The 12,545-nt window shown below is 52.8% G+C and carries 12 protein-coding genes; 7 read left to right on the top strand and 5 right to left on the bottom strand.

Translation table 11 applies throughout. The features are described from left to right. Nucleotides 1-31: 31 nt before the first annotated feature. The 3 genes from FHS19_RS29450 to FHS19_RS29440 all read right to left on the bottom strand — a co-directional run bounded on the left by FHS19_RS29450 (nucleotide 32) and on the right by FHS19_RS29440 (nucleotide 1,904). Nucleotides 32-436, bottom strand: a complete 405-nt coding sequence (locus tag FHS19_RS29450) for a VOC family protein (protein WP_183585980.1) — start codon at nucleotides 434-436, stop codon at nucleotides 32-34. A 155-nt stretch (nucleotides 437-591) separates the two neighbouring features. Beyond that, nucleotides 592-879: a putative quinol monooxygenase gene (locus FHS19_RS35805; RefSeq protein ID WP_376772000.1), complete on the bottom strand. Its 288-nt coding sequence runs from the start codon at nucleotides 877-879 to the stop codon at nucleotides 592-594. A 14-nt stretch (nucleotides 880-893) separates the two neighbouring features. Beyond that, a complete protein-coding gene (locus FHS19_RS29440; protein ID WP_183585976.1) occupies nucleotides 894-1,904 on the bottom strand; it encodes an NADP-dependent oxidoreductase in 1,011 nt (336 codons plus the stop codon). Between the two features lie 119 nt (nucleotides 1,905-2,023). Between FHS19_RS29440 and FHS19_RS29435 the strand changes: the two genes are divergently transcribed. The 5 genes from FHS19_RS29435 to FHS19_RS29415 all read left to right on the top strand — a co-directional run bounded on the left by FHS19_RS29435 (nucleotide 2,024) and on the right by FHS19_RS29415 (nucleotide 8,869). Next, nucleotides 2,024-2,569 carry a TetR/AcrR family transcriptional regulator gene (locus tag FHS19_RS29435; protein ID WP_183585974.1) on the top strand — a complete coding sequence of 182 codons (546 nt, stop codon included), beginning with the start codon at nucleotides 2,024-2,026 and terminating at the stop codon, nucleotides 2,567-2,569. A gap of 375 nt (nucleotides 2,570-2,944) precedes the next feature. Then, a complete protein-coding gene (locus FHS19_RS29430) occupies nucleotides 2,945-3,859 on the top strand; it encodes an ABC transporter permease (protein ID WP_183586321.1) in 915 nt (304 codons plus the stop codon). After that, on the top strand, nucleotides 3,853-4,737 hold the full coding sequence (locus FHS19_RS29425) for a carbohydrate ABC transporter permease (RefSeq protein WP_183585972.1): 885 nt from the start codon (nucleotides 3,853-3,855) through the stop codon (nucleotides 4,735-4,737). The genes FHS19_RS29430 and FHS19_RS29425 overlap by 7 nt, the downstream gene beginning before the upstream one ends. Nucleotides 4,738-4,777: 40 nt before the next feature. Beyond that, entirely contained in the window at nucleotides 4,778-6,388 is a 1,611-nt protein-coding gene (locus FHS19_RS29420) for a type 2 periplasmic-binding domain-containing protein (protein WP_183585970.1), read from the top strand. Between the two features lie 171 nt (nucleotides 6,389-6,559). Next, nucleotides 6,560-8,869: a helix-turn-helix domain-containing protein gene (locus tag FHS19_RS29415; protein WP_183585960.1), complete on the top strand. Its 2,310-nt coding sequence runs from the start codon at nucleotides 6,560-6,562 to the stop codon at nucleotides 8,867-8,869. Between the two features lie 104 nt (nucleotides 8,870-8,973). Here the strand turns inward: FHS19_RS29415 and FHS19_RS29410 are convergent, their stop codons facing one another. Then, complete coding sequence (locus FHS19_RS29410; RefSeq protein ID WP_183585958.1) at nucleotides 8,974-9,873, bottom strand: LysR family transcriptional regulator; 900 nt, start codon at nucleotides 9,871-9,873, stop codon at nucleotides 8,974-8,976. 118 nt (nucleotides 9,874-9,991) lie between these two features. Between FHS19_RS29410 and FHS19_RS29405 the strand changes: the two genes are divergently transcribed. After that, nucleotides 9,992-10,915, top strand: coding sequence for a DMT family transporter (locus tag FHS19_RS29405; RefSeq protein ID WP_183585956.1), 924 nt, complete (start codon nucleotides 9,992-9,994; stop codon nucleotides 10,913-10,915). Between the two features lie 118 nt (nucleotides 10,916-11,033). Here the strand turns inward: FHS19_RS29405 and FHS19_RS29400 are convergent, their stop codons facing one another. Continuing rightward, nucleotides 11,034-11,885, bottom strand: a complete 852-nt coding sequence (locus FHS19_RS29400; RefSeq protein WP_183585954.1) for an aldo/keto reductase — start codon at nucleotides 11,883-11,885, stop codon at nucleotides 11,034-11,036. Nucleotides 11,886-12,058: 173 nt separating this feature from the next. Here FHS19_RS29400 and FHS19_RS29395 point away from each other — a divergent pair, with 173 nt between their 5' ends. Next, complete coding sequence (locus FHS19_RS29395) at nucleotides 12,059-12,508, top strand: MerR family transcriptional regulator (protein ID WP_183585952.1); 450 nt, start codon at nucleotides 12,059-12,061, stop codon at nucleotides 12,506-12,508. Nucleotides 12,509-12,545 lie beyond the last annotated feature (37 nt).

Raw genomic sequence — 12,545 nt, 5'->3', positions numbered from 1 at the left:
CTTTATCGTCTCACTCACTTCAACTGTCCATTCACGACCTGCCGCTGAACCGTTTGATCGCTTCCTCCGTCACCGGCGTGAAGAGGTTAATCAGGTTGCCGTCGGGATCCCGAAACAGCACAGCGCGGTTCCCCCACGGCATCGTGGTTGGTTCCTTGACCCACTCGCTGACAAACGGCTTCAAGCGCTCGTATTCGGCATCCACATCGTCAACACGGAACTCGAGGATGATCGTGTGATTGTCGGCCGCCACTGCGGAACCAGCGCCGAACAGCTGCACCGTCTGGGAGTGGCCGATCGCCAGGGTGCACGATGACCCAACGAGTTCGGCAAAGACGGGTGCGGGACGCTCCGCCGACACACCCATAACTTTCTCATAAAATTCGACGAGACGATCCACGTCGTCGGTAATGATGCGAACAGAAGCAAAATTCATAAAAACCCATCCTTCCTATATTAAGGGATACAGTACCGTTACGGTTACATACTCCGAGTATAAAAAAACACTACTGACAACAGTATGTCAGTAGCGTTTTAACATTCGTTTATGTTGAACTAACGGGCAGTTATGCTCTTGAGCCGATTAGGCTCTTATTCCATGAACGAGCGCTCGTTCGTGATATCGTATGTTAGAATGTCCATTCTCATCCTGTTTCCCCACTTCTTTAAAAACGGCGCCGACTCATGTCTTTCAACATGGGCCGACAGCGATTCTTGATCTTGCCACCGCTGGACAGTCAGCATGCGTCCGGCGCGCGCATCTTCCAAAGTAAAGGCATAAAAGAGACACCCTTTTTCAGCTCTCGTGCTGGAAACGACGGCTTGAACGTCTGCAGTGAACTCATTCACATCAGACGGATTTAGGTGAACGTAACCCATGAGTATAATCATGGTTACACGACCGTGAGCACAATCTTGCCTCGAATGTGCCCGCCGGCTGCACGTTCATGCGCCTTGCGAGCATCGGCAAGTGGAAACGTGCTGTCGATAGCGACGCGAACCGTCCCGGCATCAAGCAAGCGCCCTAATTCCGCCAGCTGCTGACCGTTTGAGCGCACTTGGGTCATCGATACCGTGACACCCAGTTTGGCGGCCTCCTCGGCGTCGGAGAAGCCTAAGAACACGGGGAACAAAGTGCCGCCACGCTTGAGCGTACGCAAGAAACGACCGGTGGTCGGACCGCCGAGGGTATCAAGGACGAGATCCATGTCATGCGCGACGTCCTCGGGAAGGCTCTTGGTGTAGTCGATGAATTCGTCGGCACCGAGCTCACGCAGGAACGACTCATGCGTCCCCGATGCCACCGCGATGACGTGCGCACCCTTCCATTTGGCCAGTTGTACCGCGAAGTGCCCCACGCCTCCCGCAGCACCATTGACGAGCATCGTCTTGCCGCCCAGCGGCACCGGGCGATGCATCTCCGGTTGAAGCGGATTCGGTTCATTGTGGCCTAGGTCGATCAGAAACTGCCACGCGGTGAGGCCAGCCATCGGCGCCCCAGCAGCGTGCACGTGATCGATGCCAGCCGGCTTGAGTGCAAGGTCCGACGCTGGCGCGGCGACGTACTCAGCATAAGCAGCGCTCTCCCCAAAGCTGGGAAAGCGAACCATGCCGAAAACTTCGTCGCCGACGGAGAAATCCTTCACATCCGTGGCTACCGCCTCGACGACGCCCGACACGTCCGACCCCAGAATGATGGGAAAGGGCACAGGCGGCCGCCACTCAGGAGGAAGCGACTTATACCCGTCACGCAGGTACCAGTCGGGGGGATTCATGCCAACCGCGTGAACGCGCACAAGCACCTCACCTGGCTTCAGCTCGGGAAGCGGCGCCTCCTCGTAACGCATCACCTCAGGGCCGCCGAATTCATGCAAACGAATCGCTTTCATTGTATCTATAGTCATCTTGCTTTCTCCTTTCAAGTAGATGAGTTATACTTACCAGAGCAGTGCTCCGTATAATCGGATCACTGTTCCGTTTAGAATTATACGGAGCACCGCTCCGATTGTCAAGGAGGAATTCTATGCGAGCCGATGCAATGAAAAACTATGAGCACATACTCGAAGTCGCGCACGTCGTTGTAACCGAGCAGGGTGTCGATGCATCGCTGCGCGACATCGCTCGCAGAGCTGGTGTCGGGCTAGGCACACTGTATCGTCATTTCCCGACGAGAGAGGCGCTGCTCGAAGCTTTGCTCCGCTCAAGCTTCGACGAGTTTACGATAAAGGCACGTGAGCTTGAAACTGCGAGTTCACCCGATGAGGCACTCGTATCGTGGCTGCGCGACGTCGTTACATTTACAGGCAACTATCAAGGTGTTGTGGACGTGATGATGGCAGCCAAGGAGGACCCGGAGTCCGCACTCCACGCTTCGTGCATCACGATGCGCACGGCAGGCACGCGACTTCTCGCTCGTGCTCAGGCCGAGGGTCTGGCGCGCAGCGACATGGATGGGGATGACCTGTTCTCGCTAGCTGCCGCGCTTGCGTGGCTCAGCACCCAGCCCTCGTCCGCGCCACGGGCTGAGCACCTCTTCCGTATTATCGCGAGCGCGATCTTGACGAATTGATCGAGCAACAACTTCAGGGTGTAGCTAAATTAGTACTACCTTAATAGGGGACTGTAGCTAACGATTTTGTTGCTTTGCTTACAAAAGATTGAACTAACGGAAAACAATAGCTCAATCATGACACGACGGCAGCCGGCCAAATCGGCTGCCGTCGTTGCGTTAACGTTAACTTGAAGGGCATGGGGTACGCCCCTTGCAGCGATGTCAAGAATAGCTGATCGCCGCAAAAATTGCTGGTGGACGCTGAAAGCGTTTTAAAATACCATAACGGCAAAGGGGCCCCTTGAAGAAATGTTAACCGCACTCGCGACATGGAAGGAAGGTGAAGCACTCTTGAAGCATGCTCCTCCGGCAGCGGCTTCCGCGCAGGCCGCAATGGGCCGCCGATCGGCGTTAGGCCGTTCGCTCAAGAAAAACTGGGATTTGTATATGCTGCTTTTGCCGGTCGTCGCCTATTACTTGATTTTTCATTACATCCCGATGTACGGGGTGCAGATCGCATTCAAAGAATTTATTGCATCCAAAGGGATAACCGGCAGCCCTTGGGTCGGTTTCGCCCATTTCCAGCGTTTTTTTGACAGCTACTATTTTTGGCGGCTCATCCGCAACACGCTTGGCATCGGAATATATGAGCTGATTGTCGGCTTTCCCGTCCCGATCATTCTCGCGCTTCTCATCAATGAAGTAAAAGTGAAATGGTTCAAGAAAACGATTCAGACGGTCACCTATGCCCCTCACTTTTTATCGACCGTCGTCCTCGTCGGCATGCTGATGATTTTCTTGTCGCCGAATCATGGAATCGTGAACCTGTTCATTGGATGGTTGGGCGGGGACTCCATTTCGTTCCTGACGGAGGCGAGCTGGTTCAAAACGATCTACGTTTTCTCCGGGGTATGGCAGCAGATGGGCTGGAGCTCGATTATCTATTTGGCCGCCTTGACCGGCATCGATCCGCAGCTGCACGAAGCGGCCAAGGTGGACGGAGCCAGCCGGCTGGCCCGCATCTGGCATATTAACCTGCCGGGCATATTGCCTACCATCGTGATTTTGCTCATTATGAATGTCGGATCCATTCTGGGCGTCGGCTTCGAGAAAGTGTTTCTGATGCAGAACAGCCTGAATATGGAAAGCTCGGACGTGATCTCGACCTACGTATACCGAAGCGGCATCCTGGAAGCGCAATACAGTTTCTCTGCCGCCGTAGGGCTGTTCAATTCGGTCGTCAATTTCATCATGCTCGTCACGGTCAATTACATTGCACGGAAGGCTGGTGAAACGAGCTTATGGTAAAAGAGACGTTTGGCGACAAGCTGCTCAGTTTCATCATCCACGCTCTGCTCGTTCTCGCCCTGCTCGCCGTTCTGTATCCGCTGTTGTTCGTGCTGGCCGCTTCGATTAGCGACCCTTCCAAAGTTTTGGGCGGAGAGGTGTGGCTGTGGCCGAAGGGCATCACATTCCGCGGATACGAGAAAGTGTTCCAAAACAACGACATTTTGCAGGGCTACGGGAATACGATCCTGTACACCGTTATCGGGACGGCTGTCAATATCGTCATGACGATATTGGCCGCCTATCCGCTGTCGCGCAAAGATTTAGCCGGCCGCGGCTTCTTTACCGCCTTTTTCGTATTTACGATGTTTTTCAGCGGCGGGCTCATTCCGACCTATTTGCTGGTAAAAAATCTCGGCATGGTCAACACGATGTGGGCGCTAATCATCCCGAATGCGCTCGCCATATGGAACGTCATCATTATGCGCACCTTTTTCCAGCAAAACATCCCCATCGAAGTTCAGGAATCGGCGCAAATCGACGGCTGCTCCAACCTGCAAATCCTGGTTCGCATCGTCCTTCCGCTGTCGATGCCCATCCTGGCCGTCATGACGTTGTTTTACAGCGTCGCCCATTGGAATTCATTTTTCAGCGCGCTTATTTATTTGACCGACCGGAGCAAGTACCCGCTTCAGCTCGTGCTCCGGGAGATTTTGATTCAGAGCAATTTGAAGGATATGGTGGGAACAAGCGAGGAATCGCTTGCCAAAAGCGTCATGGAAGGCGAATCGATCAAATACGCGGTCGTTATCATTGCCAATCTGCCGGTTCTTCTGCTGTATCCGTTTCTGCAGCGCTATTTCGTCAAAGGACTTGTCATCGGTGCGGTAAAAGGTTAATCCTGCCCAAGAAGTGTCAAAAGAAAAAGGAGGTTTTTTCTTGAAACCTAATAAAACGACAGCAGCCTTGTTATCCCTCTTCGTACTGCTGAGCTTGCTCTCGGCTTGCTCGGGGGGCGGATCGAACGAAGCGGAAGGCACCCCACCGAAAGAATCGGGCATCAATAAGACGGGCATGCCGATCGTAGCCGATAAAATCAACCTGAAGATGGTGGCCGGGAAAGCGCCAACGACCGCCTCCAACTGGAACGAAGTGATGCTCTGGCAAGAATATGAGAAGCTAACAAACATACATGTCACTTGGGAGATGGTTCCGAATGACAACTTGACGGAAAAGCGTAACATTATGCTGGCCGGCGGCGATTATCCGGATGCCTTCTTTACGGCAGCCATCCCTTCGACCGATTTGCTCAAATACGGTTCGCAAGGCGTATTTATCAAGCTGAACGACCTGATTGATCAATATGCCCCGAATCTCAAAAAGTTATTGGATCAATACCCGGAGGTACGCAAAGGGCTGACGATGCCAGACGGCAATATTTATTCCTTCCCGACCATCTACGACCCTCAGTTTACGTCCGTGCTCGCCGGCGGCAAAATGTGGATCAAGAAAGAATGGCTCGATAAGCTTGGCTTAAAAGAGCCGGAGACGACCGAAGATTTCTACAACATGCTGAAAGCGTTTAAGGAAAAAGATCCGAACGGCAACAACCAAGCGGACGAGATTCCATTCGAGAGTATTGGGCTGCCGGCCATCATGAGCTACTTCAAGGGCGCCTGGGGGCTCGGTACCCGGGGGGCAGGTCACGCTAACGTAGATATGGACAATGCCGGCAAGCTCAGATTTATCCCTACCGATCCAAACTACAAGGAAATGCTGGAATACTTGAACAAGCTGTACAGCGAAAAGCTGATCGCGGAAGATATCTTTACGATCCAGGCGAATCAATTTTACGCGACCGGCGCAAAAGGATTATACGGAGCTACCATCACGACAAGTCCGTATACGCTGATGAACCAGACGGGATATATAGGCGCCAGCGCGCTCAAAGGTACTCACGGCGATCAATTGTATTCCGCCGTCGGCTCCCCTCTCGCGGCTCTGGGCGCGTTCGTCATTACCGACAAAAACAAAAGTCCGGAAGCGACGGTTCGTTGGATGGATTACTTGTACGGCGAGGAAGGCAGTAAAATGTTCTTCATGGGCTTCGAAGGAAAGTCGTACGAGAAAACCGCCTCCGGCGAACTTCAATATACGAAAGAAATCACGGCCAATCCGAACGGCCTGACGCTCGAGCAGGCGCTGGTGAAATACGTCGTATGGCCGGGCGGCGGTTACCCGAATATGGTGCAGCAAAAGTTTTTCAAAGGTGCCGAATCGCAGCCGGAATCGATCCAGGCGGCGGAGAAGTTCAAGAAATACATGCCGGAGGAGGTTTGGCCGACATTCAACTATACCGCCGAGGAAAGTACAAAAATGTCTGCGCTAACCGCCGACATCAATACGTACGTAACCGAAATGGCCGCCAAATTCGTCTCCGGCAAAGCGTCTTTCTCGGAGTGGGATAACTATATAGCCACACTGAAAAAAATGCGGCTCGACGAATATATGCAAATTTATCAAGCTGCGTACGATCGGTACAAAAAATAAAAAAAAAGCGCAGCACCGGAGCGGTGTGGGCCGGATAAAACGGACCCGTACCGAGCGAAAAACGTGGCCGCACAGCGAAAGTGTTAGGCATCGTACACGGGAGAGCGCGAGTGCCAGGCTGTAAAAGCACGGGTACCGACTACTCCCGGAACCGCTATGGAGGAGCGTCCGATGAACATGATCCGCAGCCAACGATTTTACAACTTCCTGTTCTCCTATATTGTGCTGGTCGTCGTTCTGCTCGTTGCCGTCAGCAGCGTCGTGTACCAAAACTTTTTCAATACGCTCCGCAAAGAAGTGGAGCATACGACCGTTGGCGCCCTCGGCCAATTTCGGGATGCGGTCGATCTGCGTATGAACGAAATGAACCGGCTTGCCTCCCAGCTGTCGTACAATCCGGTGCTGACCCCCTACATGGCCTCGGACGGAGGATATGGTTCCCTGCAGGCGGTATCTGAGCTGAAGCAATACTTGTCCACGAACCTTTTTATCGAGGATGTCGTGTTATCCTTCAACGGATCAGGCACCAAACAGCTTTATGCCGCAAGCGGAACGTACAAACTCGATCTGTTCTTCAATTCGATCTACCATTATCGCAATTGGAGCCCATCGGAGTTTATGCAAACGGCCGTTACGTTGTCCGCTCCGCTGATGCGGGGGGTTGAACCGGTTCTGTTCAACCGGCTTGAGGAACGGCGGTATGCCACCTACATGGTGCCGATCCCGCTAAACGCGGAAGTCCCTTACGGTGTCGCGCTTTTCCTCATTCGCGAGCAGGCGCTGACAGATTTGGCCCAAGGCGTGCTGACGGAGTCGAACGGCTTTCTGTTCATCCTGAACGAACGCAACGAAATCATCTTCAGTCAATCGCAAGGCGAATCGCCTGAATCCGGCAAACGCCTTCTCGAACGAATCAACGATATTCCGAACCGGTCTCCCTACAGCGAGTTGTCCATGGACGGCCGGAAATATTCGGTGCTTACCCATTCGTCAAGCAACCGTCAATGGTCTTACGTGGCGGTGCTGCCAACCGATCAATGGATGCGAAAAGTGAATGAGAAGCGCGGCATATTCAGCATGACCATCGCAGCCGTTTTTCTCATCGGGGTCGCCATCGCCTTCGGCTTCTCGGTCCAGCATTACCGGCCGCTCAAGCGTCTGGCCGGGATCGTTTCCAGCGAAGCGCGGTCCGAGCCGCTGGTACGTTCGGGCGACGAGATCGATTACATTTCCCGTGCAGTCGGCCTCATGGCCAGTGAGAAGCAGAGCCTGCAGCATCAGCTGCGCAACCAAGGCCGCACGCTCCGCGAGCAGGTGCTGCTGACGCTGCTCAAGGGGAAGCTGAGCACGAAAGCGGAAATGAACGATATTTTGCAATTTTCCAATATCCAGCTCGATAAACCCCACTACGCCGTCATGATTGTGCTGATTGACGATTACAACCGCTTTCGGCAGGACAATTCAGAGAAGATGCAGGAGGTGCTGAAGTACAGCTTGATGAAGGTAGTCGAGGAGCTCGCCTTGGAGTCGGGGGCCGGATATGGAGCCGAGCTGATGGACGGCCGTACCATCGCTTTTTTGGTCAACTTGAACGAAGGCTTTGACGATACCGACGTTTTGCGGGAACTGGCCGTGAAGGCAAAGGCATTTTTTCGGCAATATTTCCGGCTTACGGTAACTGTCGGCATCGGGGGAATTTACGATGATTTGTCCTCCGTTCCGCAATCGTTCGTAGAAGCAAGTCATGCCGCAAGGTACCGGTTCGTGAAGGGAGGCGACCAGGTGTTTCTGTTTGCCGAGATCGTGCCCCGCCCAAGCGGAGAGTACGTCTACCCCGTCGAACGGATAGACCGGCTCGTGAAGGCGATCAAGCAAGGGAACATGTCTCAGGTTGAGCCGGCCGTCCGCGAGGCGTTTGGCCATATCGTGGAAACGGACGTGTCGCCCGAGGCGGCGGAATGCATCTGCTTTGATATCGTCAACAATATGATGAAAACACTCATCGAGCTGGAAATCGAAATCGACGACGATCTGGGGGAAACGATGCAGCAGTTGTTCGTTCCGCGCTTCGAAACGATCGAGGAACTGGAACGTCTCATCGTCTCGATATGCCGCAACGTATGCCGGTACGTAGAAGCGAAGAAAGAGAGCAAGAATATCGAGCTGCTGGAGAATATCAAGGTTTACGTCGCCCAGCAGTATTCGGATCAGACGATAGATCTCGAATCGATCGCGAACCGGTTCGGCGTCTCGCCGTCCTACGCGACGCGATTTTTCAAGGACCATACGGGCTGTCCGCTGATGAAATATATCGATTCGATCCGGATGGATCAGGCGAAAAAGCTGCTGAAAACAACAGATTTGCCCCTCAAAGACATTATGAACGAGGTCGGCTACGTAGATTCGACGAACTTCATTCGCAAATTCAAAAAAGCCGAAGGCATCACGCCGATTCAATACCGCAATATTGCCAGAAACTAAACTGCAAAACGGCAGGCCGCCGAAGTCCGGAAAAGAAAGCCGGAGCGGCTGCCTGCCGTTTTTTTATATGTTCCAAGTTCACGATAACGTTGGGCGGCAAGATCCTATATTGTAATCAAGTGCTCATGCTCAGCTTGGATGGGAAACAGCTTCTGAGCGGTTTCGATAAAGGTTTTGACCGCAATGGTACAGTCCTCCACGGGACCGGAGACGATATGAATATCCCGGTAGGCCGCTGGTGAGATGCGTTTGAGGATGAGGCCAGGAGGCAGATCCAATAGGGACAGCTCAGACATGACGGCCAAGCCTTCGCCTGCAGCAATCATTTGGAGTGCCGTTCTGTAGTTGTAGAGAATGTATTGAATATTCGGCTCTTCCCCGGCACTGTCGAACCATTGCAGGACAGGAGGCTCGTAACCGGCTTTGCAGATCAGCATAGGCTCCTCCCGCAAATCTTCCGGGCTGATGATAGACTTTTCGCTTAACGGGTGATCATCCCTCATCACGGCATAAATGCCTTCCCGGTAAAGTGGATGAGAGTGAGCCGTTTTATCCGGGGGGATAAGAAACCCGACATCGATGACCCGGTTATCCAGCCATTCCTGTATGTCCGCAATGGTCCCTTCAAGAATGCTGAATTCGAGCTTTGGATATTGTTGTTTGATATGGCTGATAATCTTCGGAACAAAATATGAAGCGGCAGCCGGGAATGCGCCGATTCGGACGCTGCCGGTTTCCATTCCTTTTTCGCTGGCGATTTCCTGTTCGACCTTATCATACCCTTGAAGAATCTCGCGGAAGATCCGTACGATTCGTTCTCCAACTGGAGTAAGGGCAACGCCCTGACGACGGTCTCTAATCAGCAGCGTTACTCCCAGCTCCCGTTCCAGAGCGGTAACCGCACGGCTGACGGCAGGCTGTGTCATATTCATCTTTTCCCCGGCGGACGTAAAGCTTCGGGTCTCCGAGATCGCCACAATCAATTGAAGAAGTGATTTATTCATACCAAATTTGATATCTCCCTCATGATTTATATTCATTTCATTTATGATATGGTTTATTGTAACATGACTATAGAACAAGAGAAAGACTTGAATATAGGGTGGGGAGAGGTGTTTGGTTATGAAAGCTAAAGCATGGCTTTTTCTAGTATTGGCTAATCTGTTCTGGGCAGGGAATTTGATCTTCGGCAAAGCGGTTACGGCCGATTTCCCTCCGGTCTGGGCTTCCTTCCTGCGCTGGGCGATTGCCGCTGTCGTATTAATTCCGATGGCCCAGCTGGTGGAGAAACCCAATTGGCTGAAGGTGTGGAGAAATAACTGGGGTCTTTTATTATTCTTTTCTCTAGTGGGCGTTGTATTTTACACGCTGCTTACCTATACAGCACTTCAGCATACCTCATCGACAAACGGCAGTCTGATCAACAGCTTGACTCCGGCAATTATGATCGTGTTGTCGCTGCTGTTCCTGAAGGACAAGATTTCGGTGTGGCAGGGAGTAGGACTCGTCTTATCTTTCCTGGGCGTCTTAACGGTATTGACGAAGGGGCATCTTCTTGGCGTGTTCAGCACGCATTATAACCAAGGAGACGGCATTTTGCTCATAGCCGTGTTCCTGTGGGCCATCTATTCCATTGTCAACAAAAGGGCGCAGCATCTGCCCCCGATTACTTTTGTAGCCTTTACAGCCTTGATCGGTGTCATTTGTATGGTTCCGCTGCTGTTTATGCAGCCTTTGCAAACCGGGCATATCACTGCAATCGGCATCACCGGGGTCATCTATTTGGGCTTGTTCCCCTCCATCGGTTCGTTCCTGTTCTGGAACCAGGGAGTCAAGGTGCTTGGACCGGGCAAGGCCGGCATTACGATGAATCTGATGCCGATTTTCACGGCGATCCTGTCTGTGATGACAGGCCAGGCATTACTGGTCTCCCAGATGGTTGGCGGCGTTATCGTGATCGTGGGTATGCTGCTGTCCGCTAACCTCATCCGATCGGGAAAAGCCCAAACGAAGCCGGTGGGCGAGCAGCGTGCAAGCGTGGTATAAAGGGTCATCGATACGGTGACAGAATCCGTAAGAGGGTTGGAGAAAGCCAAGAGGGTGGATAGCACCTTCTTGGCTTTTGTGGTGTAGTGGCGGTAGAGGGGCCATAAAAAAATAAGGTTTACAGATCGACTACCCAGTTGCCCATCATCTTGGCGACTTCCGGATCGTGGTAGGATAAGAAAAGACTTTCCCGCGTATCGAGGGTGGAAATTTGTTCGATATCGTTCGCGCTCAGCTCAAAATCGAAAATGTCGAAGTTCTCGACGATCCGTTCCTTGCGCACCGATTTGGGAATGGCAACGACTTCACGCTGAACAAGCCAGCGCAGCACGACTTGGGCGACGGACTTGTTGTATTTTTCCGCGATTGAGGTCAGCACTTCGTTGCCGAACAAGTTGTTGCGTCCTTCAGCGAACGGCCCCCACGACTGGTGCCGCACTCCCTGCTCTTTCATAAAAGCGGCGCTCTCGACTTGCTGGTAGAACGGATGCGTTTCGACCTGGTTGACGGCGGGCACGACTTCGTTATGCATGATAAGGTCCATTAGACGATCAGGCAGGAAGTTGCTGACCCCGATCGCCTTGATTTTGCCTTCGCGGTACAGGTCTTCCATCGCACGCCAAGCGCCGTAGTAATCGCCGAACGGCTGGTGAATCAGGTACAGATCGAGATAGTCGAGCTGCAGCTTCTTCAAGGATTTGGCAAACGCCAGCTTGGCGCTCTCGTAGTTGGCATCTTGTACCCAGAGCTTGGTCGTGATGAAAAGCTCCTCACGAGGTACGCCGCTGCGCTTGATCGCGCGTCCGACCGCTTCCTCGTTCAAGTAACCGGCGGCGGTATCGATCAGGCGGTAACCGGCCATCAGCGCTTCATATACCGCATTCTCGCATTCTTCAGCATCGGGAATTTGGTAGACACCGAAGCCAATGATTGGCATGTGTACTCCGTTATTTAAAGTCACGGTTTGCATTGTCATTCCTCCCATGGTTGAAATGTAAAACGGCAAACGGCCGCGAATCCCGGGAACCGGGCACCTCAGCGGGGCTTCCGCTTACGGCCGGTTTGCTTTACAATAAGCCTACTACCTTCGTGTAACACGAAGGCAAGCCGTTTTCAAATAAATATTTTCCAAGGGGGATTACCATGCATACGGTCAAAGAAGCCGCCCTGATCACGGGACTTACCGAACACGCCGTGCGCTTTTACACGGATAAAGGACTGGTGCCGAGCGTACAGCGCGATAAAAACAATATCCGGATGTTCGACGAAGAATCGATCAACTGGCTGCTTGGCGTCAAATGCCTTAAGCAATCCGGGATGCCGATTGAAGTTATCAAAACGTACGTCGACCTCTGTCTCGAAGGGGACTCGTCTATTCCGCAGCGCTACACCCTCATCATGGAGCATAAAGAAGCCGCGCGCGCTAAGCTCGAGGAAGCCAAGCAGCACGTTGCCCATTTGGAGCAGAAAACGGCTCTCTATCAGGCCATTCTGGAGCACCGCTCTCCAGACACGACCAATCCTGGCAACTGGGACAACATTGAGCATATGCATGGCGACGTATTCTACACACCTCCTGCTCGGAAGGCGTAAGAGATATACGTAGCGGGTCAAAGACTTTAGCAGAGGG

It is taken from the genome of Paenibacillus rhizosphaerae (assembly GCF_014192015.1).
GTDB lineage: Bacteria > Bacillota > Bacilli > Paenibacillales > Paenibacillaceae > Paenibacillus_AQ > Paenibacillus_AQ rhizosphaerae.
The sequence above is the reverse complement of the archived record's forward strand: the minus strand, read 5'-3'. Positions and strand labels throughout refer to the sequence as shown.

Bases quoted from the DNA above. Each gene is read 5' to 3' on its own strand.
- FHS19_RS29450 (WP_183585980.1), bottom strand. From the start codon at position 436: ATGAATTTTGCTTCTGTTCGCATCATTACCGACGACGTGGATCGTCTC.
- FHS19_RS35805 (WP_376772000.1), bottom strand. From the start codon at position 879: ATGGGTTACGTTCACCTAAATCCGTCTGATGTGAATGAGTTCACTGCA.
- FHS19_RS29440 (WP_183585976.1), bottom strand. From the start codon at position 1,904: ATGACTATAGATACAATGAAAGCGATTCGTTTGCATGAATTCGGCGGC.
- FHS19_RS29435 (WP_183585974.1), top strand. From the start codon at position 2,024: ATGCGAGCCGATGCAATGAAAAACTATGAGCACATACTCGAAGTCGCG.
- FHS19_RS29430 (WP_183586321.1), top strand. From the start codon at position 2,945: ATGGGCCGCCGATCGGCGTTAGGCCGTTCGCTCAAGAAAAACTGGGAT.
- FHS19_RS29425 (WP_183585972.1), top strand. From the start codon at position 3,853: ATGGTAAAAGAGACGTTTGGCGACAAGCTGCTCAGTTTCATCATCCAC.
- FHS19_RS29415 (WP_183585960.1), top strand. From the start codon at position 6,560: ATGAACATGATCCGCAGCCAACGATTTTACAACTTCCTGTTCTCCTAT.
- FHS19_RS29410 (WP_183585958.1), bottom strand. From the start codon at position 9,873: ATGAATAAATCACTTCTTCAATTGATTGTGGCGATCTCGGAGACCCGA.
- FHS19_RS29405 (WP_183585956.1), top strand. From the start codon at position 9,992: ATGAAAGCTAAAGCATGGCTTTTTCTAGTATTGGCTAATCTGTTCTGG.
- FHS19_RS29400 (WP_183585954.1), bottom strand. From the start codon at position 11,885: ATGCAAACCGTGACTTTAAATAACGGAGTACACATGCCAATCATTGGC.
- FHS19_RS29395 (WP_183585952.1), top strand. From the start codon at position 12,059: ATGCATACGGTCAAAGAAGCCGCCCTGATCACGGGACTTACCGAACAC.